General features: G+C 52.2%; 20 protein-coding genes. 11 read left to right on the top strand and 9 right to left on the bottom strand.

The annotated features are described in order from the left end of the window. Positions 1–21 precede the first annotated feature (21 nt). Genes surA through apaH form a run of 5 tightly spaced genes read left to right on the top strand, consistent with a single transcriptional unit; the run spans position 22 to position 4,356 of the window. Positions 22–1,314: a peptidylprolyl isomerase SurA gene (gene surA / locus D6029_RS11210; RefSeq protein WP_120064834.1), complete on the top strand. Its 1,293-nt coding sequence runs from the start codon at positions 22–24 to the stop codon at positions 1,312–1,314. After that, complete coding sequence (pdxA, locus tag D6029_RS11205) at positions 1,307–2,296, top strand: 4-hydroxythreonine-4-phosphate dehydrogenase PdxA (RefSeq protein WP_120064833.1); 990 nt, start codon at positions 1,307–1,309, stop codon at positions 2,294–2,296. Before surA ends, pdxA begins: the two co-directional genes overlap by 8 nt. Further along, positions 2,293–3,120 (top strand): 16S rRNA (adenine(1518)-N(6)/adenine(1519)-N(6))-dimethyltransferase RsmA, encoded by an 828-nt coding sequence (gene rsmA / locus D6029_RS11200; protein WP_034498450.1) that lies wholly within the window; start codon positions 2,293–2,295, stop codon positions 3,118–3,120. The genes pdxA and rsmA overlap by 4 nt, the downstream gene beginning before the upstream one ends. A gap of 2 nt (positions 3,121–3,122) precedes the next feature. After that, entirely contained in the window at positions 3,123–3,500 is a 378-nt protein-coding gene (apaG, locus tag D6029_RS11195; protein ID WP_034498452.1) for a Co2+/Mg2+ efflux protein ApaG, read from the top strand. Positions 3,501–3,504: 4 nt separating this feature from the next. After that, positions 3,505–4,356 carry a bis(5'-nucleosyl)-tetraphosphatase (symmetrical) ApaH gene (gene apaH / locus D6029_RS11190; RefSeq protein ID WP_120064832.1) on the top strand — a complete coding sequence of 284 codons (852 nt, stop codon included), beginning with the start codon at positions 3,505–3,507 and terminating at the stop codon, positions 4,354–4,356. A gap of 43 nt (positions 4,357–4,399) precedes the next feature. Here the strand turns inward: apaH and folA are convergent, their stop codons facing one another. Continuing rightward, on the bottom strand, positions 4,400–4,879 hold the full coding sequence (gene folA, locus D6029_RS11185; RefSeq protein ID WP_120064831.1) for a type 3 dihydrofolate reductase: 480 nt from the start codon (positions 4,877–4,879) through the stop codon (positions 4,400–4,402). 283 nt (positions 4,880–5,162) lie between these two features. Between folA and D6029_RS11180 the strand changes: the two genes are divergently transcribed. Then, entirely contained in the window at positions 5,163–5,777 is a 615-nt protein-coding gene (locus D6029_RS11180) for a LysE family transporter (RefSeq protein ID WP_120064830.1), read from the top strand. A gap of 99 nt (positions 5,778–5,876) precedes the next feature. On the opposite strand, the gene kefC is transcribed toward D6029_RS11180, so the two are convergent. The 7 genes from kefC to D6029_RS11145 form a co-directional block, all read right to left on the bottom strand. Next, positions 5,877–7,733, bottom strand: coding sequence for a glutathione-regulated potassium-efflux system protein KefC (gene kefC, locus D6029_RS11175; RefSeq protein WP_120064829.1), 1,857 nt, complete (start codon positions 7,731–7,733; stop codon positions 5,877–5,879). Then, positions 7,726–8,256, bottom strand: a complete 531-nt coding sequence (gene kefF, locus D6029_RS11170) for a glutathione-regulated potassium-efflux system oxidoreductase KefF (RefSeq protein ID WP_120064828.1) — start codon at positions 8,254–8,256, stop codon at positions 7,726–7,728. The genes kefC and kefF overlap by 8 nt, the downstream gene beginning before the upstream one ends. 104 nt (positions 8,257–8,360) lie before the next feature. Beyond that, a complete protein-coding gene (locus tag D6029_RS11165; protein WP_120064827.1) occupies positions 8,361–8,594 on the bottom strand; it encodes a YgdI/YgdR family lipoprotein in 234 nt (77 codons plus the stop codon). Positions 8,595–8,757: 163 nt separating this feature from the next. After that, entirely contained in the window at positions 8,758–11,982 is a 3,225-nt protein-coding gene (gene carB / locus D6029_RS11160) for a carbamoyl-phosphate synthase large subunit (RefSeq protein ID WP_120064826.1), read from the bottom strand. 18 nt (positions 11,983–12,000) lie between these two features. Further along, a complete protein-coding gene (carA, locus tag D6029_RS11155) occupies positions 12,001–13,161 on the bottom strand; it encodes a glutamine-hydrolyzing carbamoyl-phosphate synthase small subunit (protein ID WP_120064825.1) in 1,161 nt (386 codons plus the stop codon). A 467-nt stretch (positions 13,162–13,628) separates the two neighbouring features. Next, complete coding sequence (gene dapB, locus D6029_RS11150) at positions 13,629–14,450, bottom strand: 4-hydroxy-tetrahydrodipicolinate reductase (RefSeq protein WP_120064824.1); 822 nt, start codon at positions 14,448–14,450, stop codon at positions 13,629–13,631. Positions 14,451–14,600: 150 nt separating this feature from the next. Further along, positions 14,601–15,668, bottom strand: a complete 1,068-nt coding sequence (locus D6029_RS11145) for a LacI family DNA-binding transcriptional regulator (protein ID WP_120064823.1) — start codon at positions 15,666–15,668, stop codon at positions 14,601–14,603. Between the two features lie 202 nt (positions 15,669–15,870). Between D6029_RS11145 and D6029_RS11140 the strand changes: the two genes are divergently transcribed. Genes D6029_RS11140 through D6029_RS11125 form a run of 4 tightly spaced genes read left to right on the top strand, consistent with a single transcriptional unit; the run spans position 15,871 to position 20,724 of the window. Beyond that, a complete protein-coding gene (locus tag D6029_RS11140; protein ID WP_120064822.1) occupies positions 15,871–17,046 on the top strand; it encodes a Gfo/Idh/MocA family protein in 1,176 nt (391 codons plus the stop codon). A 2-nt stretch (positions 17,047–17,048) separates the two neighbouring features. Next, a complete protein-coding gene (locus D6029_RS11135; protein WP_120064821.1) occupies positions 17,049–18,116 on the top strand; it encodes a Gfo/Idh/MocA family protein in 1,068 nt (355 codons plus the stop codon). Between the two features lie 2 nt (positions 18,117–18,118). Continuing rightward, on the top strand, positions 18,119–19,135 hold the full coding sequence (locus D6029_RS11130; RefSeq protein WP_120064820.1) for a Gfo/Idh/MocA family protein: 1,017 nt from the start codon (positions 18,119–18,121) through the stop codon (positions 19,133–19,135). A 47-nt stretch (positions 19,136–19,182) separates the two neighbouring features. Then, positions 19,183–20,724, top strand: coding sequence for an MFS transporter (locus tag D6029_RS11125; RefSeq protein WP_120064819.1), 1,542 nt, complete (start codon positions 19,183–19,185; stop codon positions 20,722–20,724). On the opposite strand, the gene D6029_RS11120 is transcribed toward D6029_RS11125, so the two are convergent. Beyond that, positions 20,716–21,732: a LacI family DNA-binding transcriptional regulator gene (locus D6029_RS11120; RefSeq protein WP_120064818.1), complete on the bottom strand. Its 1,017-nt coding sequence runs from the start codon at positions 21,730–21,732 to the stop codon at positions 20,716–20,718. The two genes, D6029_RS11125 and D6029_RS11120, sit on opposite strands and share 9 nt — an antisense overlap. Before the next feature lie 198 nt (positions 21,733–21,930). Between D6029_RS11120 and D6029_RS11115 the strand changes: the two genes are divergently transcribed. Beyond that, positions 21,931–23,679, top strand: a complete 1,749-nt coding sequence (locus D6029_RS11115; RefSeq protein WP_120064817.1) for a class I mannose-6-phosphate isomerase — start codon at positions 21,931–21,933, stop codon at positions 23,677–23,679.

Genomic DNA, 23,679 nt, shown 5'->3' with positions numbered 1-23,679 from the left:
GGCTAAGTAAATGGAAAAAGTATGAAGAATTGGAGAACGCTGCTTCTCGGTATCGTCTTTGCGGCGAATACCTCTTTCGCGGCCCCACAGGTGGTCGATAAAGTTGCAGCCGTAGTGAATAACGGTGTGGTACTGGAAAGCGACGTTGACGGCATGATGCAGTCAGTGAAACAAGGCGCGCAACAAGCCGGGCAACAGCTTCCTGACGACGCCACTTTGCGTCATCAAATTTTGGAACGTCTGATCATGGATCAAATCATGTTGCAGATGGGCCAGAAAATGGGCGTTAAAGTGTCCGATGAGCAAGTTGATAAAGCGATTGCTGATATCGCGGCACAAAACAAAATGAGCATGGACCAGATGCGCAGTCGTCTGGCCTATGACGGCGTTAACTACAATACTTACCGTGCTCAAATCCGCAAAGAGATGACGATTTCGGAAGTGCGTAATAACGAAGTGCGTCGTCGCGTCTCTATTCTGCCGCAAGAAGTTGATTCTCTTGCGCAGCAAGTGGGTAGCCAGAACGACAGCAGCACCGAGCTGAACTTAAGCCACATTCTGATTCCATTGCCAGAAAACCCATCATCTACTCAGGTCGATGATGCGGAAAAACAAGCGCGAGATATCGTCGCTCAGGCGCAAAGTGGTGGAGACTTCGGCAAACTGGCTATTACCTACTCCGCTGACCAACAAGCGCTGAAAGGCGGCCAAATGGGTTGGGGTCGTATTCAGGAACTGCCGTCTATTTTCGCACAAGCTTTAAGCACCGCGAAGAAAGGTGATGTTATCGGCCCAATTCGTTCAGGCGTCGGTTTCCACATTCTGAAAGTGAACGACCTGCGTGGTCAGAGCCAGAGCATTTCTGTGACTGAAGTTCATGCGCGTCACATCTTGCTGAAATCGTCACCTATTATGAATGACGATCAGGCTCGCGCTAAATTGAACCAGATTGCAGCGGATATTAAGAGCGGCAAAACCACCTTTGCTGCGGCAGCAAAATCCTTCTCTGAAGATCCAGGTTCAGCGAACCAGGGCGGCGATTTGGGTTGGGCGGCGACGGATATCTACGATCCTGCGTTCCGCGATGCTCTGTCAAAAATGCATAAAGGCGAGATGAGCGCACCTGTTCACTCCTCCTTCGGCTGGCATTTGATTGAACTTATGGATACTCGCAACGTTGATAAAACCGATGCTGCGCAGAAAGATCGTGCGTATCGCATGCTGTTCAACCGTAAGTTCTCTGAAGAAGCACAAACCTGGATGCAGGAACAACGTGCCTCTGCCTACGTAAAAGTTATCGGTAGCAATGGCTAATACCCATCGCGTGGTCATCACTCCCGGCGAACCCGCCGGGATTGGCCCCGACCTGGTCATCGCGCTGGCAAGCCGCGACTGGCCCGTAGAAATGGTTGTCGCGGCTTCGCCTGAACTCCTCCAGGAACGTGCTGCCTTACTCGGCCTTCCTCTCCAGATTAAAACTTACCAGCCTGGCACTCCCGCAAGCCCGCAAGTTGCCGGCACGCTCACCGTTCTTCCCATCGAATTACGCGCTCCAGTCGTCCCAGGACAACTGGATGTGAGAAACAGTGCCTATGTCGTTGAGATGCTGGCGCGTGCCTGTGACGGCTGTATTAACGGCGAATTTGCCGCACTGATTACCGGGCCAGTACACAAAGGCATTATTAACGATGCCGGTATCCCGTTTATCGGCCATACCGAGTTCTTTGAAGAGCGGTCGCACAGCGAAAAAGTCGTGATGATGCTGGCAACGGAAGAATTGCGCGTGGCGCTTGCAACGACGCATCTGCCGTTGAAAGCGATTTCTGACGCAATAACGCCAGAATTATTACGCCAGATAATCACCATCCTGTATCATGACCTGCAAACCAAGTTTGGTATCGCCGAGCCGCACGTGTTGGTTTGTGGCCTGAACCCCCATGCCGGGGAAGGTGGCCACATGGGCACGGAAGAAATTGATACCATCATTCCAGTACTGAATGAAATGCGCGCTAAAGGGGTGAAACTCTCTGGCCCGCTTCCGGCAGATACGCTGTTCCAGCCTAAATATCTCGATAATGCCGACGCAGTACTGGCGATGTACCACGATCAGGGCTTGCCGGTACTCAAATACCAGGGCTTTGGTCGCGCGGTGAATATCACGCTAGGCTTACCTTTTATCCGCACTTCGGTTGACCATGGCACCGCGCTAGAACTAGCCGGTCAGGGGAAAGCCGAGGTCGGCAGTTTTATTACGGCGCTTAATCTCGCCATCAAAATGATTGTTAATACTCAATGAATACTCGTGTCCACCAGGGCCATTTAGCCCGTAAACGTTTTGGACAAAACTTCCTTAATGACCAGTTCGTTATCGACAGTATTGTCTCTGCTATTAATCCACTAAAAGGCCAGGCGATGGTTGAAATCGGCCCCGGCCTCGGCGCATTAACCGAGCCTGTGGGTGAACGCCTGGATGAAATGACCGTCATCGAACTGGACCGCGATCTTGCAGCGCGCCTGCAAACGCATCCGTTCCTGGCACCAAAGCTGACGATTTATCAGCAAGATGCCATGACCATGGATTTTGGAGAGCTGTCGCAAAAAATCGGTCAGCCGTTGCGCGTATTTGGCAACCTGCCGTATAACATCTCCACGCCATTGATGTTCCATCTCTTTAGCTATACTGATGCCATTGCAGACATGCACTTTATGCTGCAAAAAGAGGTGGTAAACCGTTTAGTTGCTGGCCCGAACTGTAAAGCATATGGTCGTTTATCAGTGATGGCGCAGTATTATTGCAACGTGATCCCAGTGCTTGAAGTGCCGCCAACGGCCTTCACGCCAGCACCAAAGGTTGATTCAGCCGTTGTGCGTCTGGTTCCACACGCGGTCATTCCAAACCCTGTAAAAGAGCTACGTGTATTAAGCCGCATCACTACTGAAGCCTTTAATAAACGTCGCAAAACGATCCGTAACAGCCTGGGCCATCTGTTCAGCCCTGAAGTGATGGCTGAGCTTGGAATCGACGCAACCCTGCGTGCTGAGAACATCTCAGTCGCACAGTATTGCCAACTGGCAAACTATTTGGCTGAGCATCCACAGCAGCAGCCGAAGGAGAGTTAACGATGTTGAATTCGCCCCGCGTATGCATTCAGGTACAAAGCGTCTATATCGAATCACAGTCCTCACCTGAGAACGAACGTTTCGTCTTTGCTTATACCGTCACCATCCGTAACCTGGGGCGAACACCGGTGCAATTGCTTGGCCGTTACTGGCTTATCACCAACGGCAACGGCCATGAAACTGAAGTTCAGGGCGAGGGCGTGATAGGCGTCCAGCCGCATATTGAACCGGGCAACGAATACAGCTACACCAGCGGTGCCGTCCTTGAAACACCGCTTGGCACGATGCAAGGCCATTACGAAATGGTCGACTCTCAGGGCGATGCGTTCCGCGTCGCTATTCCCGTATTCCGTCTGGCTATTCCAGCCTTCATTCACTGATACGATGTCTACATACCTGATTGGCGACGTTCACGGTTGCTACGATGAACTGATAGCCCTACTGCAACAGGTTGAGTTTACGCCTGGCAAAGATACTTTATGGCTTACGGGCGATCTCGTCGCGCGTGGGCCAGGCTCGCTTGAAGTGCTGCGCTACGTGCGCAGTCTTGGCGACAGCGTGCGAATTGTGCTCGGCAATCACGATCTCCATCTTCTTGCGGTTTATGCCGGCATCAGCCGCAATAAACCGAAGGATCGCGTTTCACAATTACTGGAAGCGCCAGATGCCGACGAATTGCTGAACTGGTTGCGTCGCCAACCTCTGATTCAGGTTGATGAAGAGAAAAAACTGGTGATGGCACACGCCGGGATTACCCCGCAGTGGGATTTAACCACCGCAATGGCCTGCGCTCGTGATGTCGAAGCCGTATTATCCAGCGACAGCTATCCGCTGTTCCTCGACGCAATGTATGGCGATATGCCAAACAATTGGTCGCCAGAACTCTCCGGGTTAGCCCGTCTGCGTTTCATTACTAACTCTTTGACTCGTATGCGTTATTGCTTCCCGAACGGGCAACTGGATATGTACTGCAAAGACACGCCAGAAAGCGCACCTGCGCCGCTGAAACCGTGGTTTGCCATTCCTGGCCCCGTCACTGCTGAGTATTCCGTTATCTTCGGGCACTGGGCATCACTGGAAGGCAAAGGTACGCCTGAAGGGATTTACGGGCTGGATACCGGCTGCTGCTGGGGCGGTGAACTCACCTGCCTGCGCTGGGAAGATAAAACGTACTTTGTTCAGCCATCGAATCGTCAACAGGATGTTGGCGGTGGTGAAACGGCTATCGCTTCATAATAAAAACCCGGTAATTAACCGGGTTTTTTCATTCTTCAACGCCTTAACGACGTTCCAGAACCTCAAAACAATAACCGTGTGAGTTATTCTCATCGGCATCGTGGAATTCGCTAAACGTTGACTGCCACTCGTCCGGATCGTAATCCGGGAAGTGTGTGTCACCTTCCACTTCCGCATCAATGTGCGTCAGGTACAGGCGCTGAGCTTTCGGCAGGAACTGTTCGTAAATACGCCCGCCGCCAATCACCATAATCTCTTCCGCATCGCCACAGGCTTTAATCGCGTCTTCGATAGATGAAACCCACTCAACGCGGTCATCGGTGCCGGGCTTGCTGCTAATAACGATGTTCTTACGACCAGGCAGCGGACGACCGATGGATTCCCAGGTCAAACGCCCCATAACGACAGGCTTATTCAACGTATTACGTTTAAACCAGGCCAGATCGGCAGGTATTTCCCAGGGCATGGCGTTTTCCATGCCAATTACACGATCTACCGCTAATGCAGCAATCAGACTGATCATTCTATTAACCCAAGGGTGGTGAAAAAATTGCCGCCACTATACGGAAAGCGCATTCTTTCGTCGACTGTCCGCAAGCTTGTCGGTGAGAATATTTTTGTTCTGCGACTGTAAAGGCGTAACGCATTACTTCCTGATTGAGCAGGAACAATGAGTTAGCGTAAAAGCGTCAGAAGTAACGTAAAAGGTGACGTAAAAAATTCTTCACTGCACTTCGCCACCCACTATAAGTTTACGCAATAGCTGCGGTATAGTTCACGTTTCTTTGTCTGCACCGGATTACACCATGTTAGAAACCACGCTTTTTGTCGCCACCATTGCCACTTTGGGGATGCTTTCTCCGGGGCCTGATTTCTTCCTGGTTATTAAAAATGCGGCCCGTTATCCACGCGCTGCGGCGATGATGACGTCATTAGGTGTTATCAGCGGAGTCGCCACGCACATGACTTACTGTGTCGCGGGTTTAGCGGTGGTGATTACCACGACTCCGTGGTTGTTTGATGTCCTCAAATACGCCGGTGCGGCTTATCTGATTTGGATTGGTTTGCACGCGCTATTTGCTCGCGGCGGCAGCAAAATGGATGTCAGTCAGGTTGAACGCCAGCAAACCACACTCAAAAAAGCCTTCTTACAAGGCTATCTTTGCAACCTGCTGAACCCGAAAGCGACACTCTTTTTCCTTTCTGTTTTCACACAAGTTTTAAACGTGAATTCCGGCACTATGGAAAAGCTTTGGTACGCAGGCGTGATCCTGATGTTGTCAGTGGTCTGGTGGCCGGTATTAGTGGTGCTGATTCAAAGCGAACCGGTGCGTCGCGGCCTTGCTAAAGCACAGAAAATTGTCGATAAACTGCTGGGCGGAATGTTGATTGCGCTCGGGATTAAAGTGGCGTTGAGCTGATTTTATAAGGTGGATAAGCCGAAGGCGTCATCCACCATTTGCGCCGGAATAGTCGGATGACGCTGCCGCTTATCCGACCTACGAAAGAGAGCTTTTTCGTTATTCCGGTTTCACCGGCGGTTCATCGGCTAATTTCCCCGAATGAATCCCCTCTTCTGTTCCCTGCCAGCCGTGGCGCTGAATCACATTCAGATGCGAACGGTCTTCGTTAATGACCTCAGTCAGCATCGCACTAGTGCGTTTAAACACGTCAGCACGCGCCGACCAGTCCGCCGCCGGAACCATCTCTTCGACCATTTGCATATTGTAACGGCGGAAGTGATCGGCTCGTTCCCGGGCTTCGTAACTTCCCTCGCCGAGGAATTCCAGCGCTCGCCGCCCTACTTTCAGCGATCCTTCAAAGGTTTCACGCTCGGGTTGCTCAACACCAAGCTGGCGCAGACGGATAAAGTGGTCAAGGTCACGCGCGCGGGCAATCACTTTCAGATGCGGGAAATGCTCCTTCACCAGTTCCGCTAACTGCATATTGGCATCGGGATCGTCGATGGCGTTGATCAAAACCTCAGCTTTTGCCGCTCCGGCAGATTCCAGCAAATCCACACGCGTCGCATCGCCGTAAAACACTTTAGTACCAAACTTACGCAGCGTTTCAATGTGGTCCGGGTCGTGGTCAAGAACCACCATTTTTACCCCGCTGGTCAGCAACAAACGCCCGGCGATTTGCCCGAAACGCCCGAAGCCCGCGATGATCACGCGTGGCTGTTCTTCGTCGATTTCATCCGCTTCACGTGCCTGCTCTTTGCCGGATTTTTCCAGGCGATTGAGTAACACCAGCAGCAATGGCGTTGCCGCCATAGACAGCGCGACGGCTAGCGTCAGCGATTTTGCCCAACTGTCGTCCAGCACCTCAGCCATTCGCGCGGTGCCAAAAATCACAAAGGCAAATTCACTGCCCTGCCCGAGCAGAACGGCAAACCAGCGCCGCTGTTTACGCGGCACGTTGAGCGGTTTTGCCACCAGCCACAGCGTAATAATTTTAATCGCCAGGAAGCCGAATAGCAGCGCGACAATTCGTAGTGGGTTTTCCAGCAGCGTGCCGAAGTCTATCGACATGCCCACGCCGATGAAAAACAGCCCCAGCAGCAAACCCTTAAACGGTTCGATATCGCTTTCCAGCGCGTGGCGGTATTCGGAACTCGCCAGCAAAACCCCCGCCAGAAACGCGCCCATCGCCATCGAAAGTCCGGCCTCTTCGAGCAATAAACCGAAGCCAAACACCATAAATAAGGCCATGGCACTGAATACTTCACGCAGGCCGGAACGCGCTACAAAGCGCAGCAGCGGGCGAGTCACATAGCGCCCAAGTAATATTACAATCGCCAATGCGCCCACCACTTTCAGCGCCGAAATAGAAAACGCGGCAAACGTGGTGGTTGCGCCACTGGTAGCGAGTAACGGAATCATTGCCACCAGCGGAATGGCAGCGATATCCTGGAATAACAGCACGGCAAACGCACTGCGGCCCATTTGCGAAAGCGTCAGGTTACGTTCATTCATCGCCTGCATCGCAATGGCGGTGGAAGACAGCGCCAGCGTCAGCCCGATTAGCGCAGCCACTTGCCAGCGCAAACCTAAGAACATGCAGAACAAACCGAGCAACAGCCCGCACGCCACCATTTGCAACGCGCCGCCACCAAACACCGACGCACGTAGCGTCCACAAGCGGCGTGGGTCAAGTTCAAGGCCGATAACGAACAGCATCAGCACCACGCCGATTTCCGCAAAGTGCAGAATAGTTTCGGCATCGGTCACCAGCCTGAATCCCCACGGCCCGATAATGCACCCGGCAATCAGGTAGCCGAGCACCGATCCCAAGCCGAGCCTGACCGCAATCGGCACAATGATCGCCGCGGAGCCGAGGTAAATCAGCGCCTGAATCATGGTATGGCTATCCATGGTTTGCCTCCAGCCACTCGATCAAGCGTTGTTTATATTGTTCGGCCTGCACTTCAAGGGTGTTTTCGTCACAGACAAACGTGAAATGGATGGTGAAATGCGGCAGCCAGTTCATGCCGCAATACAGTGCCGTCGCCTGTAAAGGCTGCCCGAGCACATCAAAACCGGGATGGTCGCCAAGATCAAAATGGTGATCGCCACCGCCGGTCGTCACCGCCCACATCACCTGTTTTCCGCGCAGCGCCGTTCCGCCGTGACCGTACGCCCAGCCGTGAGCCAGTACCTTATCGATCCACAGTTTCATTAATGGCGGCATGCTGTACCACTGCATAGGATGCTGCCAGATAACCAAATCAGCGCGGTTTAATGCCTGCTGTTCAGCGGCAATATCAATGTTGAAATCGGGGTAAAGCTCATAGAGGGAGCGCACTTCTACATCGGGTAGAAGTGATGCTTGTTCGAGCATTTTCTTGTTGGCATGGGAGTGTTGCGGATAGGGGTGCGCATAAATAATTAAGATCATCAATTAGCCTGTTGTTTTACTGCTCTCTTTTCTCAAAGAGTGTAGTCAGTAATTCAACAGGCTAATAGTCATAATTCTTGACGGGCTAAGTGGGAAAACCTGAATTAGTTATCCAGTTCGCCCATAGATTTGACCTGATCGCGGTTAATCTGCTCGGTCTTGCCCGTTTCAGCATTTTTGTATGAAACCAGGCCCGTGTCGTCATCTACCTGCGGCTTGCCGTCGGTCACAATGGTTTTGCCATCGCTGGTTTTTACCGCCTGATTAGACGAACAGCCTGCAACAGTCATCAGCGTTGCAGCAGCGAATATGGACGCCAGCAGAATTTTGTTTTGCATGTGGTTCTCCCTGTTTGTAGTCATTTCTCATCTTCAGACTAAAAACTTTAGCAGGAATTTCCGGCCTCGCTGGCAAATACAGAACACTCTGAAGTGTCGCTCTCCAGGAACAATAAGCGAAAAAAAACCCGCCGCAGCGGGTTTTAAAAGTATCGAGATGCGATTACTTGGTGATTTGCGCGTGCATTTCCTGAACGGAAATCACTTTTTCAGTCGCGTCAGCATTGAGTGCCATCGCGGTCGCAAAACCACCGTTCAACGTGGTGTCGTAATGCACTTTGTATTGCAGTGCGCTACGGCGAATCAGCTTGGAATCTTCAATCGCCTGGCGGCCTGCCGTGGTGTTGATGATGTAGGTGTATTCGCCATTCTTGATACGGTCCTGAATGTGCGGACGACCTTCATGCACCTTGTTCACCAGGCGCGGGTTAATGCCCGCTTCGCCCAGCACCACCGCAGTACCGTGAGTCGCATCCAGATCGAAGCCCTGTTTCAGCAGCTTGGCGGCCAAATCGACAACACGTTTTTTGTCGCCTTCGCGAACGGAAAGCAGCGCACGGCCTGGTTTACGCATCGTGGACTGGCTGCCCAGCATCGCTTTAGAGAACGCTTCTGCGAAGGTGCGGCCCACGCCCATCACTTCACCGGTAGAGCGCATTTCTGGCCCTAACAGTGGGTCAACGCCTGGGAACTTGTTGAACGGCAGCACCACTTCTTTCACCGAGTAGTATGGTGGAATGATTTCTTTGGTCATGCCCTGCTGAACCAGCGTTTGCCCAACCATCACACGTGCCGCGACTTTCGCCAGCGCCATGCCGGTGGCTTTGGAGACAAACGGTACGGTACGCGCCGCTCGCGGGTTCACTTCAATCAAGTAGACTTCGTTATCTTTCACCGCAAACTGCACGTTCATCAGGCCGCGAACTTGCAGCTCGAAAGCCAGTTTCTGCACCTGTTGGCGCATCACGTCCTGGATTTCCTGGCTCAGCGTGTAAGCTGGCAGAGAACATGCGGAGTCACCGGAGTGAACGCCTGCTTGTTCGATGTGCTCCATGATGCCGCCAATCAGCACGGTTTCGCCGTCGCAAATCGCGTCAACGTCCACTTCTACCGCATCGTCGAGGAAGCGGTCGAGCAGCACTGGCGCATCGTTGGAAACGCTAACCGCGGTCTGGAAGTAACGGCGCAAATCGATTTCGTCATAAACGATTTCCATTGCGCGGCCACCCAGAACGTAGGATGGGCGAACCACCAGCGGGTAGCCGATGTGTGCCGCTTTCTCTACCGCCATTTCGATGGTAGTCACAGTGGCGTTGGCTGGCTGTTTCAGTTTCAGGCGGTCAACCGCGTGCTGGAAACGCTCACGGTCTTCTGCGCGGTCGATAGCGTCCGGGCTGGTGCCGATAATTGGCACACCAGCGGCTTCGAGTTCACGCGCCAGTTTCAGTGGAGTCTGGCCGCCGTACTGCACGATGACGCCTTTTGGCTTCTCAACGCGCACGATTTCCAGCACGTCTTCAAGCGTTACCGGCTCGAAGTACAGGCGGTCGGAAGTGTCGTAATCGGTGGACACGGTTTCCGGGTTACAGTTAACCATGATGGTTTCGTAACCGTCTTCGCGCAGTGCCAGAGAAGCATGTACGCAGCAGTAGTCGAATTCGATACCCTGGCCGATACGGTTCGGGCCACCGCCCAACACCATGATTTTGTCACGGTCGTTGTTCGGGTTCGCTTCGCACTCGTCTTCATAAGTGGAGTACATGTAGGCGGTGTCGGTTGAGAATTCCGCCGCACAGGTATCAACGCGCTTATAAACCGGGTGTAGCTTATATTGCTCACGCAGTTTGCGAATTTCAGACTCACGAACGCCAGCCAGTTTCGCCAGGCGCGCATCGGCAAAGCCTTTGCGCTTGAGCATACGCAGGAAGTCGTAGTCCAGGCCGGTTATGCCGATTTCTTCAACTTTCTCTTCCAGGCGCACCAGCTCTTCGATTTGTACCAGGAACCAGCGGTCGATGTTGGTCAGGTTGAACACGCCGTCAACGGACAGACCCGCGCGGAATGCGTCAGCCACATACCAGATTCGCTCCGCGCCAGCGTCTTTCAGTTCGCGGCGGATTTTGGTCAGCGCTTCCGGGTCGTCCAGATTCACTTTCGGGTCAAAACCGGTCGCGCCCACTTCCAGGCCGCGCAACGCTTTTTGCAGAGATTCCTGCTGCGTGCGACCAATCGCCATCACTTCGCCAACAGATTTCATCTGTGTGGTCAGGCGGTCGTTCGCGCCAACGAATTTTTCGAAGTTAAAGCGTGGGATTTTTGTCACAACGTAGTCGATAGACGGTTCGAACGACGCTGGCGTTTTGCCGCCGGTGATGTCGTTCATCAGTTCATCGAGGGTGTAGCCGACTGCCAGTTTCGCCGCCACTTTCGCAATCGGGAAGCCGGTCGCTTTAGAAGCCAGCGCAGATGAACGCGATACGCGCGGGTTCATCTCGATAACAATTAAACGGCCTGTTTTCGGGTTCACCGAGAACTGCACGTTGGAACCGCCGGTTTCGACGCCGATTTCACGCAGCACCGCCATCGAGGCGTTACGCATGATTTGGTATTCTTTGTCGGTCAGCGTTTGCGCTGGCGCAACGGTGATGGAGTCACCGGTGTGAATGCCCATCGGGTCAAGGTTTTCGATAGAGCAGACGATGATGCAGTTGTCGTTTTTATCACGCACCACTTCCATTTCGTACTCTTTCCAGCCAATCAGCGATTCGTCAATCAGCAGCTCTTTGGTTGGCGAAAGATCCAGACCACGCTCGCAGATTTCTTCGAATTCTTCACGGTTGTAAGCGATACCGCCGCCCGTGCCGCCCATGGTAAATGAAGGACGAATGATGCACGGATAACCAACGTCAGCGGCAACCGCCAGCGCTTCTTCCATATTGTGAGCAATGCCGGAGCGCGCAGTATCAAGGCCGATTTTTTTCATCGCCACGTCGAAACGGCGGCGGTCTTCGGCTTTATCAATCGCATCGGCTGTCGCACCAATCATGGTGACGCCAAACTCAGCCAGCACGCCCTGACGTTCCAGTTCCAGCGCACAGTTCAGCGCAGTCTGGCCGCCCATAGTTGGCAGAACCGCATCCGGGCGCTCTTTCTCAATGATTTTGCGGACCACTTCCCAGTGAATCGGCTCGATGTAAGTCGCATCGGCCATTTCCGGGTCGGTCATAATCGTTGCCGGGTTGGAGTTCACCAGCACAACACGGTAACCCTCTTCACGCAGCGCTTTACACGCCTGCGCACCGGAGTAGTCGAACTCACACGCCTGGCCGATAACAATTGGGCCTGCGCCGAGGATCAGGATGCTTTTTATATCTGTACGTTTTGGCATTTTCTTAGCTCCTGATACTTACTTGCTATTAAGAGTGGCGGTAGAACGGTATTGCTTAATCAATTCGATAAAGTGGTCAAACAGCGGCGCGGCATCGTGCGGGCCTGGGCTGGCTTCTGGGTGCCCCTGGAAGCTGAAGGCCGCTTTATCCGTGCGATGGATGCCTTGCAGCGTGCCATCGAACAGTGACTTGTGCGTCACGCGCAGGTTCGCTGGAAGCGTTTCTTCCTCTACCGCAAAACCGTGGTTCTGCGCGGTAATCATTACGCAATCGCGGTCCAAATCTTTAACCGGGTGGTTGCCGCCGTGGTGACCAAACTTCATCTTCACGGTTTTCGCGCCGCTCGCCAGAGCCAGCAACTGGTGGCCCAGACAAATCCCGAATACCGGCACGTCAGTTTCCAGGAAGGATTTGATGGCGCTGATCGCGTAGTCACATGGCGCCGGGTCACCAGGGCCGTTCGACAGGAAGATACCGTCTGGATTTAGCTTCAGCACATCTTCAGCGGAAGTTTGCGCAGGAACCACCGTCAGGCGGCAGCCGCGATCCACCAGCATACGCAGGATGTTGCGCTTCACGCCGTAATCGTAGGCCACGACATGGAACGGTAAATCTTCTTCTTTGGCCGCTTCTGGCAGTTCGCCTTCAAGCGTCCAACTCCCCTGCTGCCAGGAGTAAGCTTCCTGAGTGGTCACTTCTTTCGCCAGATCCATGCCGTTCAGGCCTGGGAAGGCTTTCGCTTTTTCCAGCGCCAGTGCTGCGTCCAGGTTATCACCGGCAATAATGCAGCCGTTCTGTGCACCTTTCTCACGCAGAATTCGGGTCAGCTTACGAGTATCGATATCGGCGATGGCCACAATGTTATGGCGCTTGAGGTAGGAAGAAAGGTCTTCGGTATTGCGGTAGTTGCTGGCAATCAGTGGTAGGTCACGGATAACGAGGCCTTGCGCATGTACCTGGGAGGATTCTTCATCAGCAGCGTTGGTGCCGACATTTCCGATATGAGGATAAGTAAGAGTGACAATCTGGCGGGAGTAGGAAGGATCAGTGAGGATTTCTTGATAACCGGTCAAAGAGGTGTTGAAAACGACTTCCCCAATGGCCGAACCCGATGCCCCAATGGCCCGACCGTGGAATTGGGTTCCGTCTTCCAGAACCAATATTGCTGACTTAATCAAAACGCCCTCCAGGGAATAAACAGTCAATTTATTTGCATATTAATTCAAAACGAATTCAGGAATCAATGCAAAACAGCCTGTCATTTGGATTTTTGACAAACGGCGGCATTCTAGTGAGAGGCCGGGCAAAAGTCTACCATAAGAGCAACTTTTTATGTGTTTTTTAGCACTCTGGGTGGAAAAATAGGAATTGAGCGTTGAAATCAACAGCTAACTAATAGTGCGTAACCGATTGCGGGGCGGGATGAATGCGAAACTGATGCTCACGAGCATCAAAAGTAGACCAAGTGGTCAAAATTAACAGAAAAGATACAATAATCAGGCTAAAGATTGGGAATTATGAAGGCTACAAAACAAATGATGGACAAAGACCTTAAAATAACAACAAATAAAAAGGGCAATAAAATATTGCCCTGACAATCAAAACATTACGATTGTAATAACCACATCACGATGGGTAATAATATTTACAAACTGTTGAGATCCAGCACGTCTCGCATATCATAAAGACCGTTTTTCTTTGATTTCAACCATAATGCCGATCTAACCGCGCCATTGGCAAAAGTCATGCGACTAGAAGCTTTATGGCTGATTTCAATACGCTCGCCGATGTCTGCAAACATCGCCGTATGTTCACCAATAATGTCGCCCGCACGCACTGTGGCAAAGCCAATAGTGCCTGGAACGCGCTCGCCGGTGTACCCTTCGCGGGAATAAACGGCGCACTCTTTCAAATCTTTGTCCATTGCGTGAGCGATAGCTTCACCCATCGCCAGCGCGGTGCCTGACGGCGCATCGACTTTATGACGGTGATGCGCTTCGATGATTTCGATATCGGTATAATCGCCCATCACCTTGGCCGCTTTCTCCAGCAGCTTGAGCATCACATTCACGCCAACGCTAAAGTTGGCGGCAAAAACAATCGGCACCTCACGCGATGCGTCAGTAATCGCCTGCTTGCCCGCATCGTCAAAACCGGTGGTGCCAATCACCATGCCTTTGCCGTGCTGGCGGCAGAATGCCAGGTGGTTCAGAGTGCCTTCCGGGCGCGTGAAATCGATAAACACATCGAAATCATTCACCACCGCATCGAGGCTGTCGCTAACGACAACGCCGGTTTTCGCCACACCCGCTAATTCGCCTGCGTCGCTTCCCACTAAGGATGAACCCGTGCGCTCAAGCGCTGCACCCAGTGTTACGCCATCCAGCTGCAATGCTGCCTGAATCAGTTGTCGCCCCATGCGACCACCCGCACCCGCGATTGCTACGCGGACTTGTGACTCATCCATATTCACTCTCTTTTATTAATTTAATCTGTAACTATAACGTTCTCAGGTTAACCAGCCCTGCTCAGGCTCGCCACTTGAAAACACCGATAATTAGAAATTTATGACAAAACGGCGGAATTATCAGTAAAAGCCATTAATCCCATGATTCTTTTATGGGATTGAATGCGTCTGATACAACTCCCTGCGCCGCCAGTTCACGTCTGCCACCGAATTGCCCAACTCAATGGAACCCTGGAGCAATAAATTAAACCGGGAGCTGATGTTGCGCGTTAAGCGGCTTTGCAGGATACAAACCGCTTCAATACCCAACTCGCGACACGGCTGAAAAGCGGCGGTTAATCCCATCGATTTTATTTCGTCCATTTCATGGGAATAAGCACAACTCATCACGGAAATATCTTCTGGCATCAGCAGCTGGCGGTTTTTCAGCTCACTGAGCACGGCGCGTGCAATCGCTCCGCCGCCGCATAAAATGGCCGACGGCAGCTGATCTCTGGAACGCTGCTCGAGATATTTTATAAAATTCACCCGCGCTTCTGTCTCGCCGTAGCCTTTCGTCACCAGCAAATGCTCGGACTCATCAAAAGCAAGATGGTGATCCTGGCAGGCTCGTTTAAAGCCTTCGAGCCGTTGGATCATGGTTTCCCGGCGCAAATCGGTAAATAAAAGTACCTGTCGATGGCCTTTTTCTAACAGATGTTTTGCCGCGCTATAACCGATGGAAGCATGATCGGGCGAAACACAATCAAGGCGCATCTTTTTATCGCGGCCATTAATTGTCACGACGGGTTTATTACTTTCTGCGGCCAGGCGATACAAAGACTCATCATCAATGCCAATGATTATTACGCCATCGACCTCTTCCTGATTAACGTGTTTCATAAATAAAGCGGTGTCCGCTTCGTTAATATCCAGCGCACATTTTTTTACGTGAATATCGTAATGTGAAACTTCGGAAATAATTCCCTGAATCACTTCGTAATAATAACGATCGCCATTAGGCGTGAAAGCCGCCGCCGGAGCACAAACTAATAATGAATTCATCAGCAAACGGCTGGCGGGGATATCGCGCAAAATACCCATATGACGAGCGTGGTAAAAAACCTTTTCTTTTGCCTGCGGGCTGACATTATTTTTACCCGCCAGCACTCGGGATACCGTGCTTGGCGAAAGCCCTGTCAGCCCGGCTATCTCTTTGATTTTCAGCTTCCCCGTCATTTTGTGATCGATGCCTCATTAGCGTTTTGACATTATTTTCATGACTAACTCTTTCTCATCACAAGCATTTTTGTTTCATCGCCACGGCATTATTTATGTCGTGCAATTCCTGTCATAAATAGCGGTTGTATGCAAAAAAAACCATAACTATGCTCTCAAAAAATGATTGTTACTGAATATTTTCTCTATAAGTGAGATCACAATGCAAAGAATTGCCATTATTGGAACCGGTAATATTTCCCACAATCATATTCAGGGCTATCTTGAATTTCCTGACCGCTGCCAGATTGTCGCCCTTGTTGATATCTACCCGGAGAAAGCCGAAGAGAAGAAAAAGCATTACGGGCTGGTGAATGCAAAAGTCTACAGCAACCATCAGGATATTCTTAACGACCCATCCATTGATGTATTTGATATCTGCACCCCGCCATATGTTCACGCGGCTATTTCTATTGATGCGCTCAATGCGGGCAAGCATGTGCTGTGTGAAAAGCCCATGGCGGCTTCGCTCCAGGAATGCGATGCGATGATTAACGCCGCTAAATCAAGCGGAAAAACGCTGTCGATCATCGCCCAGAACCGCTTTACCGATGCTTTCTGGCGTTTGAAAAAAGTGCTCGAAAGCAACCAAATCGGCAAGATTTGCCACGCGCAGGTGGATTCATTCTGGTGGCGTGGCCATTCCTATTACGACCTGTGGTGGCGCGGAACCTGGGAAAAAGAAGGCGGCGGCTGCACGCTCAACCATGCGGTGCACCATATCGACGCTATTCAGTGGATGCTCGGCTTCCCGACAGAAGTGGTCGCCATCACCACCAACGTTTCCCATGACAACGCCGAAGTCGAAGACCTCAGCGCCGCGATTTTCAAATATGACACGGGCGCATTGACGCAACTGACCGCCTCCGTCGTGCATCACGGCGAAGACCAAAAAATCGTGATTCAGGGAGAGAAAGCCCGTATTTCTGCACCGTGGGATAAATTCGCCAGCATCGCCGCACCCAATGGTTTCCCGATAGAAGCCCGCGATACCTCGCTGGAAAACCAGCTTGAAGATAGTTACCAGACTATCCCGCGCCTGAACTGGACGCTGCATACCGGGCAAATCGACAACTTCCTGCACGCACTGCAAACCGGCACCGCGCCGTTAGTGGATGGCCCGCAAGGTAAACGTTCGCTGGAACTCATCACCGCAATCTATAAATCAGCCATCACCCGCAGCATTGTTTCGCTGCCGATTAGCGCAAGCGACCCGTATTACCAGACCGGCGGCTTAGTGAAAATGGCACCGCATTTCTTTGAAAAATCGGCCTCGGTGGAAAATTTTGCTAATGAAGACGCAATCCCATTGGGCAAAGATATGGATAAAGGGGCATAAACATGAGCATCAAAGACGGGATGAATTACGCGCCAAAAGGCAAACCACAGCCGGTGGTGCAGCCGGGTGATTTTGTGTTTGCCGCCGCCGCACTCGATCACGGTCATATCTATGGCATGTGCAACGGCCTGATTGAAGCTGGCGCGACGCTGAAATGGGTTTACGACCCCGATCCGCAGAAAATCGAACAATTTCTTAAGCAATACCCGCAGGCAAAAGTCGCGCCATCGCTTGACGCGATTCTGCAAGATGAGAGCGTCAAACTGGTTGCCGGAGCGGCGATTCCAGACGAACGTTGCGCGCTTGGCCTGAAAGTCATGGACGCGGGGAAAGACTATTTCACCGATAAAGCGCCGCTGACCACACTGGAACAACTGGCTGCGGCCAAAGCAAAAGTCACCGCAACGGGGCGCAAATATGCGGTCTACTACAGCGAAAGATTGCACGTAGAAAGTGCAGTTTTTGCCGCGCAATTAGTGCGTGACGGCGCAATCGGGCAAGTGATTCAAACACTGGGGATGGGGCCACACCGCGAAGGAACAGGCCGCCCGGACTGGTTCTATTATAAGAAGCGCTTCGGCGGCATCCTGTGTGATATCGGCAGCCATCAAATTGAACAATTCCTGTATTACACCGGCAACAGCGAAGCACACGTTGTCGCGGCGCAAACCAATAACTTCGCCCATCCGCAATATCCAGAATTTGAAGATTTCGGCGATGCGATGCTCAAAGGCGAGAACGGTGCCAGCGGCTATTTCCGCTGCGACTGGTTCACACCAACCGGGCTGAGCAGTTGGGGCGACGGGCGTCTGACGCTGCTCGGCACCGACGGTTATATCGAAATCCGTAAATATGTCGATATCACTCGTGGCGAACAGGACGTGGTGTATCTGGTGAATAAAGAAGGCGAATTCCGCTATCCGGTTGCCGGGAAAGTGGGCTTCCCGTTCTTTGGCGAGCTGATTCTGGATTGCCTGAACCGCACCGAAAATGCGATGACCCAGGCGCACGCATTCAAAGCCGCCGAGCTGTGTGTGCGGGCGCAAATGCTGGCAAACGGAGTGCAATAACGATGAAGACGACACAGGCCGCGGTCGTCGGGTGTGGAGCGATCCACACCTTGCACGTCGAGGCCATTCAAGCGAATCCAGCCTGCCAGCTACGGGCCATTGTCGATACAGATTCAGTAAAAGGCCACGCACTTGCCGAACGGTACAGCTGCCGTTATTACGCCGATTACCGCGAAATGTTATGCGATGCCGAGATTGATGTGGTGCATATTTGCACCCCGCATTTCGCCCACAAAGAGATGATTATTGCCGCCCTCGCCGCCGGGAAACACGTGTTCACGGAAAAGCCGGTGGCGCTCAATCCCGGTGAAGTGAAGGAGATTAAAAACGCGCTGGCGAGCGCAACCACTCAGCTCGGCGTCTGTTATCAGAACCGCCTGAACCCGAGCAGCCAGAAGATAAAAGCGTTGATAGAAAGCCACGCATACGGAAAAGTGTTGAGCATCAAAGCGGTACTAACCTGGAACCGCCCTCACGACTATTATGCGCAAAGCCCGTGGCGCGGGCGTTTTGCCACCGAAGGCGGCAGCCTGTTAATCAATCAGGCGATTCATACGCTGGATTTAATGCAGTGGTTTGCCGGAGGCGTGAACGCGCTCAAAGGCGTGGTGGAAAGCAGCTTTTTAAGTGCTGCAACGGAGGCCGAAGACACCGCCATCGCCAATATGGAATTAGCCAACGGCACGCGGGGGATTTTTTACGCCACCAACTGCAATACTACGGACTCGCCGCTTTTGCTGGAAATCCATTGCGAACGTGGCTTGCTACAACTGCATCACAATCATTTGTGGGTAATTGCCGGAGAACATAAAGAGTTACTCGCCAGTGATGAATTACCGGACGCAGCTCAAAAGTGTTATTGGGGAAGCAGCCACCAGCAGGCGATTCATAATTTTTATCATTCTTTAGAAAGCCTCGATAACCGTTATTACGTCGATATTCATCAGGCTGAAATTTCATTGCGTATGGTTGAAGCTATTTATCAGTCATCTATTACCAGAAACTGGATAGATATTTAAAATAATCGCTTTCCTTTTCATCCTACATATAAAAAGAAAGGAATAATATGAAACCTACACAACGCAGAGTTGGCTACGGAACAGCCATAGGATATGGTGTTACCGATTTATTTGGCGGCGGGGCATTTGCCATTATTGGCACCTGGCTGTTATTTTTCTACACCACTTATTGTGGATTATCGGTATTAGAAGCCGGTTCGATATTTGCTATTGCGCGAGTTATTGATGCGGTATTAAGCCCGATTATGGGTTATATCACCGATAACTTCGCCAACACCTGGCTGGGCAGACGTTTCGGCCGCCGTCGTTTCTTCTTAATACTCAGCGCCCCGCTGATGTTTTTGTACGCCCTGTTGTGGGTCACGGATATGGGCTACTGGTATTATCTCGGCACCTATCTTTCTATTGAATTGCTTTCGGCAATGGTGCTGGTTCCCTGGGAAACACTGGCCGCCGAAATGACCAACCGCTACACCGAACGTGCCAAATTATCTGGTGTGCGCATGATTTGTTCGCAACTTGGCGGCTTTCTCGCGGTGTCGGTGCCGGGCGTGATTATGCAGTTCACCGGCAAAGATAACCCGATGACGTACACCTACACCGGCCTGCTGTTCTCGGCTATTTTTTGCATTGCGGTGTTCACCACCTGGATGTGTACCTGGGAGGCGAAAGATGTGCGCGAAGAGTTTGAACCCGAACCGGAAGGTGCCAATAGCGGCAATCTTTGGCACCATCTAAAAAGCCTGGTATTAGATCTGCTGTCCTCATTTAAAATTAAAATGTTCCGTCAGCATATTATTATCTATATTGCGTCATTTACCGCGATGGACGTTTTCGGCTCGGTATTTACCTATTATGTGGTTTACGGATTACATCAGGATGCCGCTGCCGTTTCAGGTTATTTAAGCGTGGCGGCTTTTGTTTCTGTTCCGGGAACATTCGTATTCATGATGTTACTGAGTAAATTAAACTTCACGCCATCGGGTGCACTACGGTTATCTTATAGTTGTATTTTCGCCGTATTAGCTTTCTTGTTTTATGCTTACATCAATAATATCAATGTCTCGGTCGTATTATTCTCCGCTGTCTTTGTGGTATTGGGTGTTTCACGTGCCGGGCTCTATTTTATCCCGTGGAATATTTACAGCTTTATTCCTGATGTCGATGAAATCGTCACTAAAAAACGCCGCGAGGGGATCTTTGCTGGCGTGATGGTCTTAACCCGCAAAAGCACCGTGGCACTGGCGATTATGTTGATTGGCGTGGTGCTTGAAGAAAGCGGCTTTGTAAAAGGCCAGGGCGAGCAACCTATCGAAGCGTTACACGCCATTGTTGGGCTGATGGTCTTTGCCACTGCGGCTTTGCTGTCCATCAGCTTCTGGATGACGTTCAAATTCAAACTGACCCGCGAATCCCACAAAACGCTGATTAAAGAAGTGGCACGCCTGAAACTGGGCGGGAATCTCGCAGACTGCGATATGGAAACCCGCAAAGTGATTAAAGATCTGACCGGCTACGAGTACGACAAAGTCTGGGGCAACACGCCAGGGCGCAAAGCCCCGGCTAGCCTAACGCCAGAATCACCGTAACGAACCAAAACCGCATGACTCCCGCACGACTAAAGTTGGCGGGAGAATAATGCGTTTTGGCGGTTCGTCATTGCCCTGAATGCGGCTGAACAATAACTCCCCGGCCTTGCGGCCAATCTCTTTCGCGGCCACCGAAACGGTGGTCAGCGCAGGCTGCACCAACGACGCTTCAGTAATATCGTCGAACCCTACCAGCGCAAAATCCACGCCCGGCTGGCGTCCCATTTTACGCAGCGTCTGCATCACGCCCAACGCCACAATGTCCTGATAACAAACCGCTGCGGTGATTTCCGGGTACTGACGGAATAACTCTTCCGCCACGCGTGCGCCATCGCTCTGGCTGGCGAGGGACGAAACCACCCATTCGCTTTTAGGTTGAATGCGATGCTCGAGCAATTTACTGCTGTAGCCGCCAATGCGCTGGGCGCGGCTAATGGAATTTTCACTGCCGCCGATAAACGCGATGTGCGTATGGCCGAGGCGGAGCAAGTGCTGCGTCGCCAGTTGCGTGCCCAAAAAGTTATCGGTGCCGACGAAATCAAAATCCACGTCATCCATCGGCCGCACCACCATAATCGCCGGAATGTTGCGCCGCTTTAGGGTTTCGAAAAACAGCGGCGGCGTTTCTCGGGCCGCACATAACACCATGCCGCAGGCGTTATTGCGCATCAGCGAATCAACAAATTTCTGCTGACGCTCGCCGGATTCTTCACTGTTTGCCAGGAATAACAGCAAGTCGTGGCGCTCCATTTCCTGGCTCAATCCGGCGGTCATTTCACCGTAAAACGGGTTGGTAATATCGTGAAGCAACAAGCCCACCTGGTTGCTGGTGCGGTTGCGTAAATTGGCCGCCGTCTGGTTATAAACGTAGCCGAGATCGTCCAGCGCTTTCAGCACTCGCTGGCGAGTGGCATCAGAAATTCGCCCTCGATTGCGTAATACCATGGAAACGGTAGCCGTCGAAACTTCAGCCTGTTTTGCAACCTGGGCCAGGGTAACAGTGCTCATTGGCACTCCTCAAAATTTAGCGATTCCACTCAGATTAATCGAATAACCAAAAAATTGCATATTCCCGTGTGAAACCCATCACAGATAACTCAGCTTACGGCCACTGCTTGCCAAAAATGGCGGGTTAATCGCGTTTACCACCCTGTTCAAAATGGGTTAATCGATTAATCTTAATTTATCGAAAACAGGGAGAATACTATGCATCCGGCATCTTACGACAAGTATCCCGAAGTCAACGTCACGGGGTTTGACCATCAGGCATGGCGTGGATGGCCTGCCATAAAACAGGCTGTCAGCGAGAAACTATTGCACGCGGGTAAAACCGTGCTGGTGATTGATTGCTACCCCGGCGTTCAGCTCGACGAACTGCATTCGCAACTCATCAGCCATCTCAATCCTTCACGGGTGATTAACGCCGAATCTGCACGGTTGAGCGAGCAACATCTGCATGATTTGCTGGCCCACAACCTGACGGACGACCGCGTGTTTGGCGTGCTTTCCTGTCACGAGTTAAACGAATTCTTCTGCGCGGAAAAACTGGCGGCGTTGCAACAAGAAGTCGCTGAAACCACGCACGGCCTGATGGTGGTTTACGGCCCAGGCGCGGCGCTGGTTCACGAAGGTGATGTGCTGGTTTATGCCGACCTCGCCCGCTGGGAAATCCAGCAGCGTTTTCGCCGTGGCGAACTGGGCAATTGGGGTGCGAACAACGAGAGCGAAGATATTCTGCGCCGCTACAAACGCGCTTTCTTCATTGAATGGCGCGTGTTTGACCGCCATAAAACGCCACTTCTCAAGCGTGCGGATTTCTTGCTCGACACCAATAACCCTGAACAACCGGCGATGGTAAGCGGCGATGCGCTGCGCCATGCGCTTGAACAAACCACGCAACAACCGTTCCGCGTGGTGCCATTCTTCGACCCCGGCGTTTGGGGCGGGCAATGGATGAAAGACAAGTTTGATCTCGATCCCTCAAAGCCAAATTACGCATGGTGTTTTGACTGTGTGCCCGAGGAGAACAGCCTGTTACTGCGTTTTGGTGATGTGCGGATCGAGATCCCCTCGCAAGATCTGGTGTTGCTGTACCCTCGCCCGCTGCTGGGCGAGCGCGTTCATGCGCGTTTTGGTGCCGAATTCCCGATCCGTTTTGACTTCCTCGACACCATCGGCGGGCAGAATCTCAGCTTCCAGGTGCATCCGATAACCGAATACATCCAGCAGCATTTCGGCATGCATTACACCCAGGATGAAAGCTATTACCTGTTGGAAGCCGAGCAGGGTGCGGAAGTTTATCTCGGTACTAAAACGGGTATCGATCCCCAGGAGATGCTCGACGATTTGGCGGCGGCGCAACGCGGCGAGAAAGCCTTTAATGACGAGAAATTCGTTAATCGTTTCCCGGCGCGTAAACATGATCACTTCCTGATTCCGGCGGGCACCGTGCACTGTTCAGGATCGGGCGCGATGGTGCTGGAAATCAGCGCCACGCCGTATATCTTCACCTTTAAATTATGGGACTGGGGCCGTCTGGGTCTGGACGGTTTACCGCGCCCGGTGCATCTGGAACACGGCGCGCAGGTGATTGACTGGCAGCGCGATACCCAATGGGTTAGCGAGCATCTGGTTAACCATTTTGAGCCGATTGCCGAAGGCGATGGCTGGCGCGAAGAGCGCACCGGCCTGCACGAACGCGAGTTTATTGAAACGCGTCGCCACTGGTTTACAAAGCCCATCACGCACCACACTAATGGCGGCGTCAACGTGCTGAACCTGGTCGAAGGCAGTGAGGCGCTGGTGGAAAGCCCGAGCGGCGCATTCGAGCCGTTCGTGGTGCATTACGCCGAAACCTTCATCATTCCTGCCGCCGTCGGGGAGTACCGAATTTCACCACACGGCAGCAACAAAAATCAGCCACTCGCCACCATGAAAGCCTGGGTAAGGGGATAA

This window comes from Buttiauxella izardii (assembly GCF_003601925.1).
Classification (GTDB): Bacteria; Pseudomonadota; Gammaproteobacteria; order Enterobacterales; family Enterobacteriaceae; genus Buttiauxella; species Buttiauxella izardii.
The sequence above is the reverse complement of the archived record's forward strand: the minus strand, read 5'-3'. Positions and strand labels throughout refer to the sequence as shown.